Raw genomic sequence first — 20310 nt, 5'->3', positions numbered from 1 at the left:
CCCGCGCTCGGGCCTACTCTGCGGCCGGAGCCGCATACGGTGCGGTTACGACTCTCCGGCAGGGGAACGACCACACGAACCGGCCACGACGGCCACCCGCTGACCAGGCAATCGGGGGAGCCGAAGTCGGTCGGTGCGGGGTGGCCGTCGTGGCCGGGGCAGAGGTGCCGCTCAGACCGCTTCGGCGGTCTCGGGCAGTTGTTCGGTGAGGAGATCGGTGAGGCGGGCGACCTCGGGAATGTCCCCGAAGTCCCTGGCAGCGGTGTCGACGGTCTTGCGCAGCCGGGTGTTGACCCGCTCCGAGCGGACCTTCCTGGCGACGCGCAGCGCCTTCTCGGCGAGCACGGTGGACTGCTCGGGCTCGCGCTTGAGGAGGTGGACGGTGGCGAGGCCGACCAGGTTGAGCGCGTACGAACGCTGGTGCTCGTCGTCCTCGCCGAAGAGCTCGACCGCCCGCTGCATGACGGGTTCGGCGAGCGAGGCGTACGTGGGGCTGCGGCCGGCCACATAGGCCAGGTCACGGTAGGAGTGGGAGTTCTCGCCGTTGAGCTCGGCCTCGGAGAAGAAGCGGATCCAGTCGGGCTCGGGCTCGCCGTCGATCCCCGCGTCGAGGAAGGTGTCCTCGGCCATCCGCACGGCACGCTTGCACTTGCTGGGCTGGCCCATGTTGGCGTAGGCGCGGGCCTCCATCGCATACAGCATGGCCTGGGTCCGCGCGGTGGCGCAGTCACGGCTGCCGTACTGCGCGAGGTGGATGAGTTCGAGCGCGTCGTCGGGGCGGCCGAGGTGGATCATCTGGCGGCTCATGCTGGACAGGACGTACGAGCCCAGTGGTTTGTCGCCGGCCTCCTTCGAGGCGTGCAGGGCGAGCACGAAGTACTTCTGGGCGGTGGGCTGGAGGCCGACGTCGTAACTCATCCAGCCCGCCAGCTCGGCCAGTTCGGCGGCGCAGCGGAAGAGGCGCTTCGCGGTGGCGGCCGGCTGCGGCTCCTGGAGCAGGTCGGTGACCTCGTGGAGCTGGCCGACGACGGCCTTGCGGCGCAGTCCGCCGCCGCACTGTGCGTCCCACTGGCGGAACATCGCGGTGGTGGATTCCAGCAGGTCGAGCTCGGGGCCCGAGAGGCGGGACGGGCGGCGGGCGGCGGCGTCGGACTCCGGCTCCACGGGCCCGCCGGCGGCGACGGGAACCAGCCAGCGCTGCATGGGTTCGATGAGGGCGGGTCCGGCGGCGAGCGCGAGGGAGCTGCCGAGGAATCCGCGGCGGGCGAGCATCAGGTCGCTGCGGGAGAACTCGCTGAGCAGGGCGACGGTCTGAGGACCGGCCCAGGGCAGATCGACGCCTGCCACGGAGGGTGCCTGGTGGGCGGCGCGCAGCCCCAGGTCCTCGACGGCGACGACGGAGCCGAAGCGTTCGGAGAACAGCTCGGACAGGATGCGCGGGATCGGTTCGCGCGGCTGCTCACCGTCGAGCCAGCGCCGCACCCGTGAGGTGTCGGTGCTGATGTGGTGGGCACCCATCTGGCGCGCTCTGCGGTTCACCTGCCGGGCGAGCTCGCCCTTCGACCAGCCGCTGCGCACGAACCATGATCCCAATTGCCCGTTGGGGCGCTTACCGGCATTCGAATCGCCTGCGCCGCTGCCACTCACTGGAACGCCCCCATCCGCCGAATACTGTCGCGCGAACCTCTATCAGAATGCCGTGAACCGATGCTGCCCGTATGCAGGTTGCCCACCATCGAACAGAAAATCGGGTTGCCCCCGGCATACCCATGGGCGCACATACTTCCATGCTTCGTGTACCGACGGTAATCCTACGATCACCCCCTCGGCGAGGCCGTTTACAGAAACGCCACCATTCGCCACCCCTTCGAATGAACGCCACCACGGCCGGGCGCGATTCACTTGACAGACAGCGACCAGCGGTAGGCGCAGAGATGCATTCAGGGGCGCGCACGAGGTCTCGCACCCCGGGGGCGCACTCCGCACTCACACCGGTCGCCGGGAACGAAGGAGTGTCACGCCGGCGCTCCGGTTCGTAACCACTGGCGCGTTGGACCCGTTGGAGGGGGCATGGGCTTCACGATCGGCGGCATCCGTGAGAGGCGATCCGGCGCACGGCGCCGCGGCCGTGCGGCCGAGGGCACCGCGGTGGCCGAGTACACGGGACTGTGGGGCTGGGCGGTCGTGCCCGGCGCGCGCGCCGCGGACGGCAACTGCTCGTGCGGGGAGCCGGGTTGCCTCTCCCCCGGCGCCCATCCACTGGACTTCGCGCAGGAGGTTCCCGCCGGGGCGACGCTCGACACGGTGGCGCGCGCGTGGGCCGAGGTGCCCGGGGCCTCGATGCTGCTGCCCGTGGGCCGCAGCTTCGATGTGCTCGATGTCGCGGAACAGGCGGGGCGCCGGGCGCTGGTGCGGATGGAGCGGATGGGGCTGCCGCTGGGGCCGGTGGCGGTGACCCCGGCCGGCCGGGCGCAGTTCTTCGTCGCGCCGGGCGCGGCCTCCGAACTGCCCAGGCTGCTGTACCGGATGGGCTGGGACGACGCGGGCCTGGACCTGCGGGCGTTCGGATCCGGCACCCACATCACCGCGCCGCCGTCCGACCAGGGCGGCCTCGGCCCGGTCCGCTGGCTGCGCCCACCGGCCCTCGACACCGCGGCGGCGCCCCCGCAGGCCCGGCTGCTGCTGGGCACGCTGGCGTACATCTGCCACCGGCTGGCTCCCTGCGGCTGACGGCGGTCCGGCGGCACGGCCGCTACAGCGTGGAGCCCGGCCGCTCAGTGCGTGCGGCCGGGCTCCTCGCTGTAGCGGTACGAGGGGTTCAGTCCCCGATCAGGGCGTCCACGAACGCCTCCGGCTCGAACGGGGCCAGATCGTCCGGCCCCTCGCCGAGCCCGACCAGCTTCACCGGTACGCCCAGCTCGCGCTGGACGGCGATGACGATGCCGCCCTTGGCGGTGCCGTCGAGCTTGGTGAGGACGATGCCGGTGATGTCGACGACCTCGGCGAACACCCGCGCCTGCACCAGACCGTTCTGGCCGGTGGTCGCGTCGAGGACGAGCAGGATCTCGTCGAGCGGTCCGTGCTTCTCGACGACCCGCTTGACCTTGCCGAGCTCGTCCATCAGCCCGGTCTTGGTGTGCAGCCGGCCCGCCGTGTCGATGAGCACGACGTCGGCGCCCTCGGCGATGCCTTCCTTCACGGCGTCGAAGGCGATCGACGCCGGGTCGCCGCCCTCGGGTCCGCGCACGGTGCGGGCGCCGACGCGCTCGCCCCAGGTCTGGAGCTGGTCGGCGGCGGCGGCGCGGAAGGTGTCGGCCGCGCCGAGCACGACGCTGCGGCCGTCGGCCACGAGCACCCGGGCCAGCTTGCCGGTGGTGGTGGTCTTGCCGGTGCCGTTGACACCGACGACCATGACGACGCCCGGGGTCTCCGCCCCGCCCTCCGTCCTGACCACGCGGTCGAAGTCGGTGCCGAGCAGGGTGAGGAGTTCCTCGCGCAGCAGCTTGCGCAGTTCCTCGGGGGTACGGGTGCCGAGCACGCGGACGCGCTCGCGGAGCCGTTCGACCAGTTCCTGGGTGGGAGCGACGCCGACGTCGGCGGTGAGGAGGGTGTCCTCGATCTCCTCCCAGGTGTCCTCGTCGAGGTTGTCCCGGGACAGGAGCGTGAGCAGCCCCTTACCGAGGGAGTTCTGCGATCGGGCGAGCCTGGCCCGCAGCCGTACGAGACGGCCGGCGGTGGGCTCGGGGACGTCCAGCGCGGGGGCGGCGGGCGTCTGTGGTTCTGCGGTTTCCGGGGCCTCCTCGGGCGGAAGGCCGACCTCCTCGATGGTGCGGCGCGAGGTGTCGCGCGGCGTCTCGGCCTCCTCGCCGACATGGGGCTCGGCGGGAGGAGTGATGGTCGGCGTGCTCGACGGTGCCGGGGGCAGCTGCTTCTTCTTGCGGCTGCTGACCACGAGCCCGCTGATCACGCCGACCGCGACCAGGGCGATGACTACAGCAAGGATGACGAATTCCATAACCCACCCAGTATCGGTCACGTGCGGCAGCATGCGAGGGATGCGGGGTCCGGCAAGCGGCCGAGTGCGCGTGACGGCCCCCTGAGCCGTGGAGTCTGCGCGCAGGGCCTCTGCCAGACGCCTCGCCGAGGGGCCACGATTCCCGCACCTGCGAGGCGTTACACCCCGTATGCCGGAAAAGGTACGATCCTGGCCGTGGAGACCCGTGGGCTCGAGCCCGTGCCCGACAGTGAGCGCACCGGCAGGGTCCGGGCCCTCTTCCCCACCTGGGTGGCAGCCAACATGACCGTGCTGCTGCTCACCATCGGAGCGGGGCTCGTCGTCTTCGACGGACTGAGCCTGTGGCAGGTGCTGGTCGTCGCGGTCACGGCTCCGGCCGTCTCGTTCGGCCTGGTCGGACTGATCTCGGTCGCGGGGCGCAACGGCGGCGCCCCGGGCATGGCACTCTCCCGTGCCGTCTTCGGCCAGCGGGGCAACCTGGCGCCCGGCGCGCTGATCTGGGTGGCCCGCTGGGGGTGGGAGACGGTGAACGCGGTCACCGGCGCGTACGCGCTGCTGGCCGTGCTCGGCCTGCTCTTCGGCATCCGGAGCACCTCGACGCTGATCGTGGTGACACTGTTCGCTTTCGTCGCGGGCAGCTTTCTTCTGTCGGGGCTCGGCCTGCGTGCGCTGCGACTGTCCTGCACCTGGTCCGCGTACCTCTTCGGCGGGTTCAGCGTGCTGGTCCTGGTGCACCTGGCCGGGGCTACGTCCTGGCCCGCGGTACTGGACCGGCCCGCCGGTCCGACGTCGGCGATGATCGCGGGGATCGGCACCCTGGCGGCCGGCGGTATCAGCTGGGCTCCCGCCGGGCCGGATTTCACCCGCTACCTTCCGCGCACGGCGTCCGGGCGGGCGATGGTCGCGGCGACGGTGGGCGGTGCGGGAATCGTGTTCCTGCCGATGGTGCTGATGGGGGCGGTGATGGCGGTCGGTACGCCGGGGCTCGCCGTCACCCGTGATCCGGTCGCGTTCATCGGGGTGCTGCTGCCCGACTGGATCTCGGTTCCGTATCTGGCCGTCGCCGTGCTCGGCATGGTGCTGATCAACGCCATGTCGATGTATTCGGCCGGATTCACCGCACAGACCCTGGGATTCATGATCCCGCGCGCCTGGGCCGTCGGCGTGAATGCCGCGATCAGCCTGTTCCTGGGGTCGCTGCTGATGCTCGTGGCGAGCAGTTTCGTCGATTCGTTCATCTCCTTCCTGAATCTGCTCGCGGTGACGTTCTCGGCCTGGATCGGCGTCTTCGGCGTGGATCAGCTGCGGGGGCGCACCTACGACCCGGAGGCGCTCATGGACACCACGTCCACCAGCGCCTACTGGTACGCGGGCGGCTTCGCGTGGACCGCGGTGGCGGCCTGGGCGGTGGGCCTGGCGGTGGGGCTGCTGTTCACCGGCGTGGAATGGTTCACCGGCCCGCTCGCGACGACCTGGACGGGGCGCAGCGGGCTCGGCTGGGCGGTCACGATCCTCGTCTCCGGCGGCCTGTACGCGGCACTGCCGCGGCCCGTCGCACGCCGGGCGGCCACCGCACCCCTACACTTCTGACGCTGCGTCAGCTAAGGTCCGGCCTCGCCCAGCCCGCCCGGCAGGATCCAGGGGGACAGCGTCATGGCCTTCACCGTCGTCCGGTTCAACCTCGTCGACCCCGACGCCACCCCGGGGTCCCTCTCGGCCCGCTACCGTGCGGCGCTGGACATGTCCGCGTACGCCGACGAGCACGGCGTCGACACCGTGCAGACCGAGGAGCACCACGGGGCGGCGAACTCCTGGCTGCCGTCCCCGTTCGTCCTCGCCGGGGCCGTCTTCGGGGCCACCCGCCGGATCGCGGTCACGGTCTCCGCGGTCATCGGGCCACTGCACGATCCGTTGCGGCTCGCCGAGGACATCGCGGTGCTCGACCTGCTGAGCGCGGGCCGGCTGGTCACGGTCGCGGGGATCGGCTACCGGCCCGAGGAGTACGAGCGGGCGGGCGTCGAGTGGGGCAGGCGGGGCCGGCTCCAGGACGAGGTGCTGGAGACGCTGTTGCGGGCGTGGACCGGGGAGCCGTTCGAGTTCCGGGGCCGTACGGTCACGGTCACCCCGCGGCCGTACACCCGCCCGCATCCGCTGCTGCTGGTGGGCGGCAGCTCGCGGGCGGCGGCGCGGCGGGCGGCCCGGCTGGGGCTGCCGCTGTTCCCGAGCGCGCATCTGCCGGAGCTGGAGGCGTACTACCACGAGCAGCGCGCGGAGCACGGTACGGAGGGCTTCTGCATGATGCCCTCGGCCGAGACGCCGTTGCTGCACGTGTCCGAGGACCCGGACCGGACGTGGGCGGAGTACGGGGAGCACTTCCTGCACGAGGCCCGTACGTACGCCTCCTGGCAGTCCAAGGACATCCGCTCGGCCGTCCGCTCGGCGGCGACGACGGTGGCGGAACTCCGGGCCGAGGGCGTCTACCGGATCGTCACGCCGGAAGCCTGCGCGGCTCTCGCCGGGGAGCTGGACAGCCTGGTGCTGCACCCGCTGTGCGGCGGCATGCCGGTCGAGGAGGGGTGGCGCAGCCTGCGGTTGTTCTGCGGGGCGATCGGGGGGTGAGACGCGTACGGCCCCGGTTCGCGAATGCGAGCCGGGGCCGTACGGTTTTCGAGGAGAGAGGGGCAGCGGGGGGTTAGCCCATCTCCTCCAGCGCCTTGCCCTTGGTCTCCTTCACGAACTTGATGACGAAGGGGATCGAGAGCGTGGCGAAGCAGGCGTAGATGATGTACGTGCCCGACAGGTTCCAGTCGGCGAGGCTCGGGAAGCTCGCGGTGATCGCCCAGTTGGCGATCCACTGGGCGGAGGCGGCGACGCCGAGCGCGGCGGCACGGATCCGGTTCGGGAACATCTCACCGAGGAAGACCCAGACCACGACGCCCCACGAGAGGGCGAAGAACAGTACGAAGACGTGCGCGGCGATCAGCGCCACCATGCCCTGGGTGTCCGGCAGCTTGCCGTCGACCAGGTCGGCGGAGAAGGCCCAGGCCTCGAAGGCGAGGGCGACGGCCATACCGCAGGAGCCGACGAGGGCCAGTGGGCGGCGGCCCACCCGGTCCACCAGGACCATCGCGATCACCGTTCCGATGATGTTGATGATCGAGGTCGTGAACGAGTAGAAGAACGAGTCGGTCGGGTCGATGCCGACGGACTGCCACAGCGTCGCCGAGTAGTAGAACGCCACGTTGATGCCGACGAGCTGCTGGAACACCGACAGTCCGATACCGACCCAGACGATGGGCAGGAAGCCGAAGCGGCTGCCGAGCAGGTCCTTGAAGCTCGACTTGTGCTCGCGGTGCATCGCGGTCTCGATCTCGGTGACCCGGGCGTCGAGGTCGATGTTCTTGCCCTCGACCTCTTCGAGGATCTTCCGGGCCCGTTCCTTCTTGCCGACGGAGATCAGGAAGCGGGGCGACTCCGGGATGGCGAACGAGAGCAGCCCGTAGAGCACGGCGGGCACGACCATCACGCCGAGCATCCACTGCCAGGCTTCCAGGCCGCCGATCTTGCCGCGCTGGTCGCCGTCGGCGATCTGCAGGATGCCGTAGTTGACCAGCTGGGAGATGGCGATGCCGATGACGATCGCCGCCTGCTGGAAGGAGCCGAGCCGGCCCCGGTAGGCGGGCGGTGAGACCTCGGCGATGTACGCCGGGCCGATCACCGACGCCATGCCGATGGCGAAGCCGCCGATGATGCGCCACATCGCCAGGTCCCAGAGCGCGAACGGGAGCGCGGAGCCCACGGCGCTGATGGTGAAGAGCACCGAGGCGATCTGCATACAGCGGATGCGCCCGATGCGGTCGGCGATCCGGCCCGCCGTGGCGGCGCCGATCGCACAGCCGATCAGGGCGATGGCGATGACCTGGGCGAGCGTGCCGGAGCCGATGTCGTACCGGTCGCGGATCGCTTCGACGGCACCGTTGATGACGGAACTGTCGTAGCCGAAGAGGAAGCCACCCATCGCAGCAGCAGCCGTGATGAAGATGACATGGCCGATGTGTTCCGGATGGGCCGCCCGGGCTCCGGACTCTGGTCCCTGCGATGTGCTGGTCACGTGAACTCCTGGGGCCTGGCCGCAACGTCAGGCGTGGGGGGTGAGCTCTTCTCAGTGGCGCACAACTTCAGGACTGCCACCACTTGAAGGTAAAAACGACGTTGCAGAGACTATTCGTTCAAGTTATGAAGTCAAGATGCGGGTCTGGCCTGACATCTACCCAGGAGCACCCAAAAGGTACGTTGAAGTCTTGAAGATTAGGTAAAGGCTCAGCGCAGCCGCTGGCTGATCACCTTGGACACTCCGTCACCCTGCATCGAGACGCCGTACAGCGCGTCGGCGACCTCCATCGTCCGCTTCTGGTGCGTGATCACGATGAGCTGCGAGCTCTCCTGGAGCTCCTCCATGATCCGGATCAGCCGCTGCAGGTTGGTGTCGTCGAGCGCCGCCTCGACCTCGTCCATCACATAGAACGGGCTCGGCCTGGCCTTGAAGATCGAGACCAGCAACGCCACGGCCGTCAGCGACCTTTCGCCGCCCGACAGCAGGGAAAGACGCTTGACCTTCTTGCCCGGCGGCCTGGCCTCGACGTCCACGCCGGTCGCCAGCATGTTGTCCGGATCGGTCAGGATGAGCCGCCCCTCACCGCCCGGGAAGAGGCGCGAGAAGACGCCCTCGAACTGCCTGGCCGTGTCCCGGTACGCCTCGGTGAAGACCTGCTCGACCCGCTCGTCGACCTCCTTGATGACCTGCATCAGATCGGCCCGGGTCTTCTTCAGGTCCTCCAGCTGCTCGGAGAGGAACTTGTGCCGCTCCTCCAGCGCCGAGAACTCCTCAAGGGCGAGCGGATTCACCTTCCCGAGTTGCTGATACGCCCGTTCGGCCGACTTCAGCCGCTTCTCCTGCTCGGCCCGGACGAACGGCTTCGGCTGGTTCCGCGGGTGCTCCGGATCCTCCGGCAGCTCCTCCCCCTCGGCCGCGGGAGACGGCGGGACGAGCTGGTCCGGCCCGTACTCCGCCGCCAGACCGGCCGGCTCCACACCCAGCTCCTCCAGGGCCTTCGACTCCAGCTGCTCTATCCGCAGCCGCTTCTCGGCACCGAGCACCTCTCCCCGGTGGACCGAGTCCGTCAGCTTGTCGAGCTCGCCCTTCAGCTCGCGGCCCCGGTGGCGTTCGGCCGCCAGCTCCCGCTCCCGCTCGGCCTTCGACGCCTCGGCGGCGGCCCGCTCCTCCTGAGCCCGTACGACGGACACCTCGACGTGGGCGAGCAGCTGACGGGCGCCGGACGCGACGGCCGACGCCACCGCGGCCTCGTGACGCAGCCGGGCCCGGCGCTGCTCGACGCGGGCGCGGGCCTCACGTTCGGCACGGGCGCCCCGGTCGAGGGAGTCGGCGCGGCCGGCGAGGGCCTTGACCCGTTCCTCGTGGGTACGGACCTGGAGCCGGGCCTCCATCTCGGTCTGGCGGGCGTTCGCACCGTCTGCGGCGAGCCGGTCGCGCACGGCGGTGTCCGGTTCCTCGTCCGCCCCGTCCTGCGCCGCCTCCTCGGCCACCAGCAGCCGCTCGGCCAGCTCCTCGGCCTCCTGGGTCGCCCGCTCCAGAGCCTCCTGGGCGCGGGCGGCGGACGCGGTCATCCGCTCGGCCTCCCCGGCAGCGCCGCGGGCCTGTCCGGCCAGCCGGCCGAGCTGCTGGGCCACCCCGGACTTCTCCCGCTCCGCGGCCCGGCGGCGCTCCCCCAGCTCCTCGACGAGCGCCGCGCAGTCACCGCGCCGCTGTGCCGCGTTCCGCTGCGTCCCGGCCAGCTCCGCGCACCGCACGGCGAGTTCGGCGAGCTCCGCCGCGGCCTCGTCCACGGACGCCTGGACCTCCAGGAGGCTGGGCGCCCCCGCCGACCCGCCGTGCGCGAAGTGGGCCGAGAGCACGTCTCCCTCACCGGTCACCGCCGTCAGCTCCGGATGGGCGGCGACCAGATCCTCGGCGTCCTCCAGCGTCCCGACGACCACCATGTCCCGCACCATCCTGCGGATCGCGGCCATCAGTCCGACGGGACCGCTGACGAGATCGGCGACGGCGGGGGCGCCCCGGCCGGTGAGAGCCACGGCGACCGGACGCCCGGCTCCCTGCGCCTCAACCCCAGCCGGACGCCCGGCACCCTCCGTCTCAACCCCAGCCGGACGCCCGGCACCCTCCGCCTCGGCCGCTCCGCGAGGGGCGGGGGGTGCGGTGACCTCCGGCGGGTGCGGTGCGGGCTCCGCACCCTGCCCGGGGACATGGGCTGCGCCGGGTCCCTGACCGGGTACGTGCCCCACGGCGTCGGAGCCGCCGGGGCCGGCGCTGCCCGGGCCCACGCCTCCGCCGCCGAGCAGAAGGGACGCGCGTCCCGCGTCCTGCTTGCGCAGCAGCCGGATCGCCTCCGCCGCCGTGGCCGCGTCCGTCACCGCGACCGCGTCCGCCGCGGCGCCCAGCGCCGCCGCCACCGCGATCTCGTGTCCCGGGGCCACCGTGAGCAGTTCCGCCGCCGGCCCGAGCAGCCCGGTCAGCCGGTCCCGGGCACCGAGCAGCACACCCGTGCCGTCCTTGCGGCGCAGCCCGAGGGCCAGTGCGTCATGGCGGGCCGCGACCGCCGCGCGCTCGCGTTCGGCGCCGGTGAGGTCGTCCCGGGCCGCGGAGAGCGCGCCCTCCGCCTCCTTCAGTTCGCGCCGGGCGGCCTCGTGCCGCTCGCCGAGCTCCGTGTCCCCGGCGTCGAGGCCGTCGACCTCGGCCTTCAGCTGCTCGTACTCCTCCTGGGCCCGGGCCGCCCGCTCCCGCGCCTCGTCGCGCGAGGCGGCCAGCCGGTCGATCTCCGACTGCGCCGAACCGGCGCGGCTGCGGGCCGCGTTGACCTGACCGTTCAGCCGGGCGAGCCCTTCGCGGCGGTCGGCGAGCGCGCGGGCGGCGTCCTTGAGCCTGCGTTCCTCGGCCGCGAGTTCCCGCTCCAGTTCGGCCCGGTGGGACGCGGTGTCCTCCAGCGCGTGCTCCGCCGCCTCCAGCGCCGCGGTCAGCTCCGCCTCCTGCTCGCGGATCCGGGCCGCCTCGCGCTCCATGTCCTCGGGGTCGCGCCCGCGTCGCTCCTCCTCGGGCGGCGCGGTGGCGCTCTTCACCCGGGCGTCGGCGAGCGAGACGGTGCCGCGTACGCGTTCGGCCAGCTGCGACAGTTCGTACCAGGTCTGCTGGGCCCGCTGGAGCCGCGGCGTCAGCCGCCGTACCTCACCCTCCAGTTCGGCCTCGCGCCCGAGAGCCGCCTTCAGTTCCGCCTCGGCCGCCTCGCGGCGCTGCTTCAGCTCCGCCTCGTCGGCGATCTCGCTGCGCAGAGCTGTGTGCAGGCGCACCAGGTCGTCGGCGAGGAGGCGCAGCCGGGCGTCGCGCAGGTCTGCCTGGATGACGGCGGCCCGGCGGGCCACCGCGGCCTGGCGGCCGAGCGGTTTCAGCTGCCGCCGCAGTTCGTCGGTGAGGTCCTGCACCCGGGCCAGGTTCGCCCCCATCGCGTCCAGCTTCCGCAGCGCCTTCTCTTTCCGCTTGCGGTGCTTGAGGACGCCGGCGGCCTCCTCGATGAAGGCGCGGCGCCCCATCGGGTCCGCGTGGAGCACGGAGTCCAGCTGTCCCTGGCCGACGATGACGTGCATCTCCCGGCCGATACCGGAGTCGGAGAGGAGTTCCTGGATGTCGAGCAGCCGGCAGGTGTCGCCGTTGATCTGGTATTCGCTGCCGCCGTTGCGGAACATGATCCGAGTGATCGTCACTTCGGCGTACTCGATGGGCAGTGCGCCGTCGGAATTGTCGATGGTCAGCGACACTTCCGCCCGGCCGAGCGGCGGCCGCCCGGTGGTCCCGGCGAAGATCACGTCTTCCATCTTGCCGCCGCGCAGGGATTTGGCGCCCTGCTCCCCCATGACCCAGGAGAGCGCGTCCACCACATTGGACTTGCCCGACCCGTTGGGGCCGACCACACAGGTGATCCCGGGTTCGAACCGCAGGGTGGTGGCGGAGGCGAACGATTTGAAACCACGCAGGGTCAGGGCCTTGAGATGCACGCCGCCGGACTCTACCTTTCGCTCTCGGTTTCGCTGATGAAGGTGCAGGGCACATCAGACGGTAAGGGAAGGGGTGTACGTCCGGGGCGGGACGGGCGCGGTTCGGAGGGGAAAAGAAAGAAGGGACGCCGAAGCGTCCCCTGCAAATCTTGTGAAATGCTGCTGGATCTCATGCAGTGTCGTATCGGCGGATCCGCCGCCTCCGAGAAGGCGCGCGTGCCCGGATCAGTGACGAGGCACATGAAGAAGCAGATCAAAAGCAATTGATCTTCAATGATCCGGTGACGATCCGGCGATGATCCCGTGCGGCTGACGCGTACAGCCCGACCGGCCCCTGGGGGCCAAGGGTCAGGTCAGCGCCGGCTCCGCCTGAGGTACGTCGATGTCGATGCTGTCGAGCAGCGACTCTTGGTGCTGGGCGGCGGCGTTGAGCGCGTCATTTTCGTCCTGAATCCGTACGAGCTCGGACTCAAGATCCTGGACGCGCTGCTGAAGCCGTCGCATCTCGGCGAGGAGTCGCGGATCGGAACCGCCGACGTAACCGAGAAGCGCCTTTGCCATGATGGATGGTCCTCCACACTGAGTGACCGACCGATGCGGTGTGGGTCGTGAGGGAATCGCACCCGCGGTGCTCGGCAGTGCTCTGTGTTCACTGCTGTTCTGCTGCCAAACAGCTCTGCCGAACAGCTAAGGTGCGCGGGGATTTCAGCGTCTCACCAAAAAGTTTGACGGTCAACACGATCACACCCTGTAGAGGCGGGCGTCCCGGGGGCGCGCGGCTTGACGATCATGCGGCGCGACTCTCCAGCGGGGCCCTCAGGGGTACGGAGATCATCCTTACCGCCGCAGCCTGGCACGGCAACCGAATCTTGGCAACCACCGGGTCATTCCGCAGGTCATTTCATGTGTACGCATGACCGCGCCCTTCGCAGTCACCCCCCGCCGCACCTCGAACACGGCCCGAACACGAGCCGTGTTCCTCCCCCTCCCGGAGTCCGGATCAGCGGATCGCGAATCCCTCGTATCCGCCCCGCGGCGTGTCCCAGATCTCAGTGACTCCGTCAACGCGGCCGGGTGTGTCGTCCGAGCGCAGCCAATCCAGCAGACGGTGGCAATTCTCACGCCGCCCTTCAGCCACAACCTGCACTCTGCCGTCGTCGAGATTGAGGGCGAATCCGTTGAGGCCACCGATCTCCAAAGCGTTTGCCCTGGTGAACCAGCGGAACCCTACTTGCTGTACTCGGCCGCGTACCCAAGCGGTGAGCCGTACATCTTCGTTCATGCCCGAACGCTAACTGGCCAATTGCTCTCGGAGCACTTCTCGCCGAAACGCGATGGCGTACAGTCCCGTCGCAATAGCTTCACTCGATCGGGTGAGTCAGGGTGCGCCGACAACGGCGTCCAGATCGTCAGAAGGGCACAGCAGATGGGACGCCATCGACGCTCCGCCGCAGCTCCCGCCGCTGAACAGACCGCGGAGGGAACCGCAGGCCGGAACCAGGGGGCGCGCCGCAGGAAGCGGGGCGGCCTGCCGGTACGTACGGGACTGATCGGCGTCTCCGCGGCCATGGCCGTCGGAGCGGTGGCGGTGGCCTCCGGACTGCTGCCCGGCGGCGACACCTACAACGTGGGTGGCGGCCCGGCCGCCGACCATGTGCGCTCCGAAGGAGCCCCGGACCTGCTGACGCAGGGCGGCTCCACGACCGCACCCGCCGGCCGAGGTTCCGCCTCGACCCCCGCCAGTCGCGGCACCGAGCGCCCCGAGGCACCCACGAAGTCCGCTTCCTCCAAGGCCGGCACCCCGTCCGCGTCCCCCTCCAGGACGTCCGCGCCGACGAAGACGAAGACGAAGGAGGCGGCGGCCACCGCCACGGAACAGGCGCGGCGCTCCGCCTCGAAGACCCCCACCGCCGAAACCACGAAGAGCTCGGCGCCCGCTTCCGCGTCGAGCCCGGCCAAGCCGACGGTCAAGCCGACGGCCAAGGCCTCGACCTCCGCGCCGGCCGCCCGCAAGACCACCGCACCGGCCGCCGCCACCTCGGCCCAGGCCGCCGTGCTCGCCCTGGTCAACCAGGAGCGTTCCAAGGTCGGCTGCAGCCCGGTGACCGCGAGTTCCTCGCTGGCCTCGCTCGCCCAGAGCTTCAGCGACGACATGGCGGCCCGCGGGTTCTTCGACCACACCGACCCGGACGGACAGTCCCCGTGGGACCGTGCCGCGAAGGCCGGAGTCTCGGGTCTCGGCGGCGAGAACATCGCCCGCGGCCAGGCCGACGCCGAGGCCGTGATGGAGGCCTGGATGAACAGCGAAGGCCACCGCGCGAACATTCTCAACTGCGACTACAAGACGCTCGGCGTCGGCGTCCACTTCGGTTCCGGCGGCCCCTGGTGGACCCAGGACTTCGGCTTCTGAGGTTTCCTGAGGTTCCCTGACGACCTCCGCGCCCCGCACCACCACCCGCACCGACCACGTACGCCCCACTCGCTTACCCACGGAATGCGCAACCCCGTGGAAAGCGCTGTGCGGGCGTACGCTGGTTTGTATGGAAGAGACCGGCGAGAGCGGCCCGGACGCCGCACTCCCTTTCGACGTGTTCTCCAAACAGTGCGTCTCACGCGGCACCCTGGAGCACATCACCGGCCGCTGGGGCGGCCTGACGCTCGGCGCCCTGTACGAGGGCAGCCTCCGGTTCAACGCGCTGCGGCGCCGCGTCGACGGGGTGAGCGAGAAGATGCTCTCCCAGACACTGCACGCGCTGGAGCGCGACGGGCTGGTGCACCGAGAGGCCCAGCCGACCAATCCGCCACGGGTCGACTACGAGCTCACCGCACTGGGGCGGCAGGTGGCCGAGCGGCTGCTCGGCCTCATCGGGCTCGTCGAGAGCAGGATGTCCGAGGTCCTCGTGGCCCGGGAACGATACGACCGGGCTCACGAGACCCACTAGGGCCTTTCGTCCGGACAGGCCGGGCTCGCGGGGTCCGGTCCGACCCGGCCGAAAGGACCTAGACGCGCGGCGGGCGCTGGCAGCGGGGGCAGAAGTAACTCGACCGGTTCATCCACGCGCGGCGCCGCATCGGCGTACCGCAGCGGTGGCACGGCTCGTCCTCGCGCCCGTAGGCGTCGAGCGAGCGGTCGAAGTAGCCGGACTCGCCGTTCACGTTCACGTAGAGGCTGTCGAAGCTCGTGCCGCCCTGCGCCAGCGCCGCGTTCATCACGTCACGGACGTGGCCGAGCAGCTCGGCCGACTTCGGGCGGGTCAGGGTGGCGGTCGGACGGTCGTAGTGCAGCCTGGCGCGCCAGAGCGCCTCGTCCGCGTAGATGTTGCCGACGCCGCTGATCAGCGACTGGTCGAGCAGGGCGCGCTTGACCGTCGTACGGCGCAGACGCAGCGCGGTGTGGAACGCGGCGTCATCGAAGGCCGGGTCCAGTGGATCGCGGGCGATGTGCGCGATCGTGTCGGGCAGTCCCTCGGCGGTGTTCTCGTGGAGCGAGAGCCCGCCGAAGGTGCGCTGGTCGACGAAGCGCAGCTCGGTGCCGACGGTGTCGTCGAAGCGGATCCTGATCCGCAGATGCTTCTCGTCGGGTGCGCCCTCGGGCTGTACGAGCAGCTGGCCGCTCATGCCCAGGTGGCCGAGGAGCGAGGTGGCCGCGTCGTCGAGCGGCACCCACAGGTACTTGCCGCGGCGCATCGCCGTCCCGAGGCGGACGCCGGCGAGCCGGGCCGCGAAGTCCGCACCGCCCGCGAGATGCCGGCGGACCGCGCGGGGATGCAGCACCTCGACCTCGCCGACCGTCCGCCCGGCGACCCATCGCTCAAGACCCCGCCGGACGACTTCGACCTCGGGCAGCTCGGGCACGGTGGCGCTCCTGAAGAGTGGTCCGAAGCGCCCGGCGGACGGTTCGGAAGAGGGTCGGGACAGAGAGAACCCCTCGGTGCGCTGGGCACCGAGGGGTTCTCGGGGTCAGGCAGGAGCAACGTCCGTGGACGCCGGGTCGGCAGGGGTGTCGGCGGCCCCTCCGTCGGCAGCGGACTTCTCCGCGGCCTCCCGTGCTTCCGCGGCGGCGCTGATCTCGCGCCAGGCGGATTCTGCCGCCTGCTGCTCCGCTTCCTTCTTGCTACGGCCGGTGCCGGTGCCGTACGAGACACCACCGACGCGAGCAGCAGCAGTAAAGGTCTTCTCGTGGTCCGGGCCGGTCTCCGTGACGAGGTACTCGGGGACTCCGAGGCTCTCGCTCGCGGTGAGCTCCTGGAGACTGGTCTTCCAGTCCAGGCCGGCACCGAGGTTCGAGGACCTGTCGATCAACGGGTCGAAGAGCCGGTGAACCAGCTCCGAGGCCACGTCGAGGCCCTGATCGAGATAGACCGCACCGATCACCGCTTCAAGGGTGTCGGCGAGGATGGACGCCTTGTCCCGGCCACCCGTGCCCTCTTCACCGCGGCCGAGCCGGATGAAGGAGCCGAGTTCGAGGCCGCGGCCCACTTCCGCAAGCGCACGCGAGTTGACCACCGCGGCCCGCAATTTGGCCAGCTGGCCTTCAGGCAGGTCGGGGTGAGTGCGGTACAGCGTGTCCGTGACCACCAGGCCGAGCACCGAATCCCCGAGGAATTCGAGCCGCTCGTTGGTGGGCAGACCGCCGTTCTCGTACGCGTACGAACGATGGGTCAGCGCACGCACCAGAAGGGCGGACTCGAGGTGGTACCCGAGCCGCCCTTCCAGAAGCGTGTGGGACGAGGCTGTGTTGACGTTGTCTGCCTGCTTCTTGGCGTGGGACAACTCAGACATCGGGCCTCTCACCAGCCGCTCAGACCTCGAGGACCTGGCGCTTGTTGTACGTGCCGCAGCTGGGGCACGCGATGTGCTGCAGCTTCGGCTCCTGGCAACGCTCGCACGAAACCAGGGTGGGGACCGCAGCCTTCCACTGCGACCGGCGGTGGCGCGTGTTGCTGCGCGACATCTTCCGCTTCGGAACAGCCACGGCTACTTCTCCTGCTTCTCGTCGACGCCGGGATCGGCGCCGCCCATGTTGTCCTTCTCGCCGTCCTGAACGGTCTCGGCGAGTCCTTGCAATGCCGCCCATCGAGCGTCGACGACATCGTGGTGGTGGCCCGGATTCTCGTCCAGCCTGATTCCGCATTCGGAACACAGACCGGAACAGGTCTCCTTGCACACCGGCTGCATCGGCAGTGCGAGCACCACCGCATCACGCAGCACCGACTCGAGGTCGAACAAGCCGTCCTCGAGGAAGTACCTGTCCTCGTCGTCCTCGGCGTCGTCGACCGGGTCCGCGGTCTTGCTGCGGTTCCGGTCATCGGCGTCAGGGTACGAGAACATTTCCTGGAAATCCGCCTCGACCTCAAGGGTCAGCGGCTCCAGACACCTTACGCACTCCCCCTCGGCGGATGCACGGGCGGTGCCTGTGACAAGCACACCTTCCATGACCGATTCGAGGCGGACGTCCAGCTCCACGGGTGCGCCTTCCGGCACACCGATGACCCCGTCGATACCGAGATCCTTGGGGGCGTCCGCCGAGCGGGTCAGCCGCTTGAGGGCACCGGGACGCCGACCCAGCTCGTGCGTATCGAACACGAGAGGGTTTCGGTGGTCGAGGTGGCCGTTCAGGGCTTCTCCTGCTTTCGAATCATGCGCATCACGCGTGGTGGGGGTGGGCCGACCGGTTCGGAGTCGAAGCGGGCAGCGTGGATCGCGGACATACGCGCGACCGAAGAACCAGGATACTGGACACACCGCCCAGCTCCCAATCCGCCCCTGTTCCGGGGCCGGGACCCGGCCCCGGGAGCGCTCAGCGCTCCTGTTCGTACCGCCGGAGCTGTTCCAGGTCGATCATGCTGGTGTCGAACAGGCTTGTTTCGTCCAGTGCGCCCTCACCGTGCTGCTGGAGGGGCTGCTGCTGGGCTTGTACCGGCTGCTGCCAGGCGTCGTAGCCCTGCGCCGGCATGGGGACCTGGACCTGGCTGGGGTCGTAGCCCTGCTGCTGGTACCCCGCGTACGGGTCGGGCTGCTGCTGATAGCCGGCGTACGGGTCGGGCTGCTGGGCCTGGCCCTGGTACGCGTCCTGCGGCTGCTCCTGGTACGCGTACGTCTGCGCGTACTGCGGATCCGGCTGCGCCGGGTACTGCGGCTCGCTGTGCTGCTGGGGCACCGGAAGCGGCTCCGGGGTGGCGATCTCGGCGAGACCGGCCCAGTGGTCCTCGTCGCTGGTGTGGCCCTGGGCACCCGCGGCGTCCTGCGCGGCCATGTGCGCACCGAGGTCGTCGGTGGCGACCCGGCCGTGCAGCTTCTGCCGACCGCGGCCGACGGCCTCCAGGGTCTTTGCGAGCACCGCCTCGAAGGCGCCGAGCTTGGTGTCCACGTACTCGTCGGCCCGGCGCTGGAGCGTGGCCGGGTCGGCGCTGCGCTCGGGGGCCTCGGCGAAGTCCGGGTCCTCGTAGCCCTGCTCGTCGAAGCCCTGGCCGCGGCCGAGGAGCTTCTCGCGGCCCCGGTCGACCGAGCCGATCGTCTTGGTGAGGACGACCTCGAAGTTGGCGAGCTTGCTGTCGACGTACTCGTCGGCGTCGGCGCGGACCTCCTCGGCGTCCTTGCGGGCCTCACCGAGGATCCGGTCGGCCTCGGCCTGGGACTGCCGGGCGATCTCCGTGCCGGAGATGAGCGAGCCGCGCTCGGCGTGGGCGCTCTCGATGATCCGGCCCGCCTCCTGGCGGGCCTGCTCGACGAGCTGCTCGTGACCGCCGATGACCTGCGCGGCCTGTGCGAGCGAGCCGGGCAGGGCCTCGCGCACCTCTTCGAGCATCGAGAGCAGTTCGGCGCGGTTGACCACGCAGGACGCCGACATGGGCATGGACCGGGCGTTCCCGACCGCTTCGACGATCTCGTCGAGCTTCTTCTGCACGTCCACCGTGTGCTCGCCACTCTCTACTGCCGATTGGAGACGGACGGGACGACTGTACGGCCAGTCGGCCCCCGCCCGACACCTGGTGACGGACTGTCAGCGCCTCACTGCTGAGCGAGGCGCTCGGTCAGTGCCTCGTGGACCAGTGGAGGCAGCAGGTGCGAGACGTCTCCGCCCCAGGTCGCCACCTCCTTGACCAGGGAGGACGACAGGAAACTGTAGGTCGGGTTGGTCGGCACGAAGAGCGTTTCGACGCCCGAGAGCCCGTTGTTCATCTGGGCCATCTGGAGTTCGTAGTCGAAGTCGCTGACGGCCCGCAGGCCCTTCACGATCGCCGGGATGTCGCGCTGCTTGCAGAAGTCGACCAGCAGCCCGTGGAAGGCCTCGACCTGGACGTTGCCGAAGTCCGCGGTGACCTGGCGGATCAGCTCGATCCGCTCGTCGACCGTGAACAGGCCCTTCTTGGACTGGTTGATCATCACCGCGACATGTACGACGTCGTACAGCTTCGAGGCGCGGCCGATGATGTCGAGATGTCCGTTGGTGATGGGGTCGAACGACCCCGGGCAGACGGCGCGGCGCAACTTGATTCCCTCGCTCTCCGGTCCGGTCATCGTGCGTCTTCGCACGTAGCGGCGGCGCGACCGTACCAAAGCGTTCCCTCGCCGTAGCGACGGGCCCGCAATGGCTCGAATCCCTTGGGCCAGCTGAATTCTCCGCCTCTGGTGCTGCGTTCTACCGTGACGAGCGCATCGCCCGTGAGCCACCCCTGGGCACGGAGTGTGAGCAGGATCTCGCCAAGATCGTCGTCGGTGACGGCGTAGGGAGGGTCGAGGAAGACCACGTCGTACGGGTCCGTGGGCGCCGGTCCTGTCACGATCTGTTCCGCTTTGCCGGCGCGGACCTCGGCGCCGGGCAGGCCCAGGGTGCGGACGTTGTCGCGGACGGTGCGGACGGCCTTGGCGTCGGCTTCCACGAGCAGGGCGTGGACCGCTCCGCGGGAGAGCGCTTCGAGGCCGACGGCTCCCGAGCCGGCGTAGAGGTCGGCGATCCGGATGCCGTCGAGGGTGCCGAGGAGTGCCTGCCAGGTGGAGAACAGGCCCTCGCGCGCCCGGTCCGAGGTGGGGCGGGTGCCGGTGCCGGGCGGGACGGCCAGGCGGCGTCCGCCGGCCACGCCTGCGATCACGCGGGTCATGGGTGTCTGTTCCTCGGGTCGGGGGGCGGCGCGCAGGGTGCTGCGGGCGCCGTGCCACCCACGATATGGCGT

General features: G+C 70.3%; 18 protein-coding genes. 5 read left to right on the top strand and 13 right to left on the bottom strand.

What is annotated here, in order from left to right; all coding sequences use genetic code 11:
* Positions 1 to 171: 171 nt before the first annotated feature.
* Entirely contained in the window at positions 172 to 1647 is a 1476-nt protein-coding gene (gene nsdA, locus JGS39_RS13755) for a transcriptional repressor NsdA (protein WP_219569190.1), read from the bottom strand.
* Positions 1648 to 2070: 423 nt separating this feature from the next.
* Here nsdA and JGS39_RS13750 point away from each other — a divergent pair, with 423 nt between their 5' ends.
* Positions 2071 to 2730 carry a bifunctional DNA primase/polymerase gene (locus JGS39_RS13750; protein WP_219569188.1) on the top strand — a complete coding sequence of 220 codons (660 nt, stop codon included), beginning with the start codon at positions 2071 to 2073 and terminating at the stop codon, positions 2728 to 2730.
* A gap of 88 nt (positions 2731 to 2818) precedes the next feature.
* Here the strand turns inward: JGS39_RS13750 and ftsY are convergent, their stop codons facing one another.
* Positions 2819 to 4015: a signal recognition particle-docking protein FtsY gene (gene ftsY / locus JGS39_RS13745; protein WP_219569200.1), complete on the bottom strand. Its 1197-nt coding sequence runs from the start codon at positions 4013 to 4015 to the stop codon at positions 2819 to 2821.
* 195 nt (positions 4016 to 4210) lie between these two features.
* On the opposite strand from ftsY, the gene JGS39_RS13740 reads away from it, so the two are divergent.
* Both JGS39_RS13740 and JGS39_RS13735 read left to right on the top strand, forming a co-directional pair.
* Positions 4211 to 5605 (top strand): purine-cytosine permease family protein, encoded by a 1395-nt coding sequence (locus JGS39_RS13740; RefSeq protein ID WP_219569186.1) that lies wholly within the window; start codon positions 4211 to 4213, stop codon positions 5603 to 5605.
* Between the two features lie 63 nt (positions 5606 to 5668).
* Complete coding sequence (locus tag JGS39_RS13735) at positions 5669 to 6634, top strand: LLM class flavin-dependent oxidoreductase (RefSeq protein ID WP_219569184.1); 966 nt, start codon at positions 5669 to 5671, stop codon at positions 6632 to 6634.
* Between the two features lie 73 nt (positions 6635 to 6707).
* On the opposite strand, the gene JGS39_RS13730 is transcribed toward JGS39_RS13735, so the two are convergent.
* The 4 genes from JGS39_RS13730 to JGS39_RS13715 form a co-directional block, all read right to left on the bottom strand.
* Complete coding sequence (locus JGS39_RS13730) at positions 6708 to 8126, bottom strand: sugar porter family MFS transporter (protein ID WP_219569182.1); 1419 nt, start codon at positions 8124 to 8126, stop codon at positions 6708 to 6710.
* A gap of 209 nt (positions 8127 to 8335) precedes the next feature.
* The gene (locus tag JGS39_RS13725; protein ID WP_219569180.1) at positions 8336 to 12136 is read right to left on the bottom strand and encodes a chromosome segregation SMC family protein; all 3801 of its coding nucleotides are present in this window, start codon (positions 12134 to 12136) and stop codon (positions 8336 to 8338) included.
* A gap of 348 nt (positions 12137 to 12484) precedes the next feature.
* Entirely contained in the window at positions 12485 to 12697 is a 213-nt protein-coding gene (locus tag JGS39_RS13720; RefSeq protein WP_018551753.1) for a hypothetical protein, read from the bottom strand.
* Between the two features lie 439 nt (positions 12698 to 13136).
* The gene (locus tag JGS39_RS13715; RefSeq protein ID WP_219569178.1) at positions 13137 to 13418 is read right to left on the bottom strand and encodes an acylphosphatase; all 282 of its coding nucleotides are present in this window, start codon (positions 13416 to 13418) and stop codon (positions 13137 to 13139) included.
* Between the two features lie 144 nt (positions 13419 to 13562).
* Here JGS39_RS13715 and JGS39_RS13710 point away from each other — a divergent pair, with 144 nt between their 5' ends.
* Both JGS39_RS13710 and JGS39_RS13705 read left to right on the top strand, forming a co-directional pair.
* A complete protein-coding gene (locus tag JGS39_RS13710) occupies positions 13563 to 14546 on the top strand; it encodes a CAP domain-containing protein (protein WP_219569176.1) in 984 nt (327 codons plus the stop codon).
* Positions 14547 to 14676: 130 nt separating this feature from the next.
* On the top strand, positions 14677 to 15078 hold the full coding sequence (locus JGS39_RS13705; RefSeq protein WP_219569174.1) for a winged helix-turn-helix transcriptional regulator: 402 nt from the start codon (positions 14677 to 14679) through the stop codon (positions 15076 to 15078).
* A gap of 58 nt (positions 15079 to 15136) precedes the next feature.
* Here JGS39_RS13705 and mutM read toward each other — a convergent pair whose 3' ends face one another.
* From mutM to rsmD, 7 genes are all read right to left on the bottom strand, one after another.
* On the bottom strand, positions 15137 to 15991 hold the full coding sequence (gene mutM / locus JGS39_RS13700; protein WP_219569172.1) for a bifunctional DNA-formamidopyrimidine glycosylase/DNA-(apurinic or apyrimidinic site) lyase: 855 nt from the start codon (positions 15989 to 15991) through the stop codon (positions 15137 to 15139).
* A 105-nt stretch (positions 15992 to 16096) separates the two neighbouring features.
* Positions 16097 to 16918, bottom strand: coding sequence for a ribonuclease III (gene rnc / locus JGS39_RS13695; protein WP_148021055.1), 822 nt, complete (start codon positions 16916 to 16918; stop codon positions 16097 to 16099).
* Between the two features lie 19 nt (positions 16919 to 16937).
* Positions 16938 to 17111 (bottom strand): 50S ribosomal protein L32, encoded by a 174-nt coding sequence (gene rpmF, locus JGS39_RS13690; protein WP_003965982.1) that lies wholly within the window; start codon positions 17109 to 17111, stop codon positions 16938 to 16940.
* A gap of 2 nt (positions 17112 to 17113) precedes the next feature.
* Entirely contained in the window at positions 17114 to 17722 is a 609-nt protein-coding gene (locus tag JGS39_RS13685; protein ID WP_219569170.1) for a YceD family protein, read from the bottom strand.
* Between the two features lie 214 nt (positions 17723 to 17936).
* Entirely contained in the window at positions 17937 to 19049 is a 1113-nt protein-coding gene (locus tag JGS39_RS13680; protein ID WP_219569168.1) for an ATP synthase subunit B family protein, read from the bottom strand.
* 98 nt (positions 19050 to 19147) lie between these two features.
* Positions 19148 to 19627, bottom strand: a complete 480-nt coding sequence (coaD, locus tag JGS39_RS13675) for a pantetheine-phosphate adenylyltransferase (protein WP_187285416.1) — start codon at positions 19625 to 19627, stop codon at positions 19148 to 19150.
* 26 nt (positions 19628 to 19653) lie between these two features.
* Positions 19654 to 20238, bottom strand: coding sequence for a 16S rRNA (guanine(966)-N(2))-methyltransferase RsmD (gene rsmD / locus JGS39_RS13670; protein WP_219569166.1), 585 nt, complete (start codon positions 20236 to 20238; stop codon positions 19654 to 19656).
* Between the last annotated feature and the right edge of the window lie 72 nt (positions 20239 to 20310).

The organism is Streptomyces poriferorum, assembly GCF_019399235.1.
GTDB classification, from domain to species: Bacteria; Actinomycetota; Actinomycetes; order Streptomycetales; family Streptomycetaceae; genus Streptomyces; species Streptomyces poriferorum.
The sequence above is the reverse complement of the archived record's forward strand: the minus strand, read 5'-3'. Positions and strand labels throughout refer to the sequence as shown.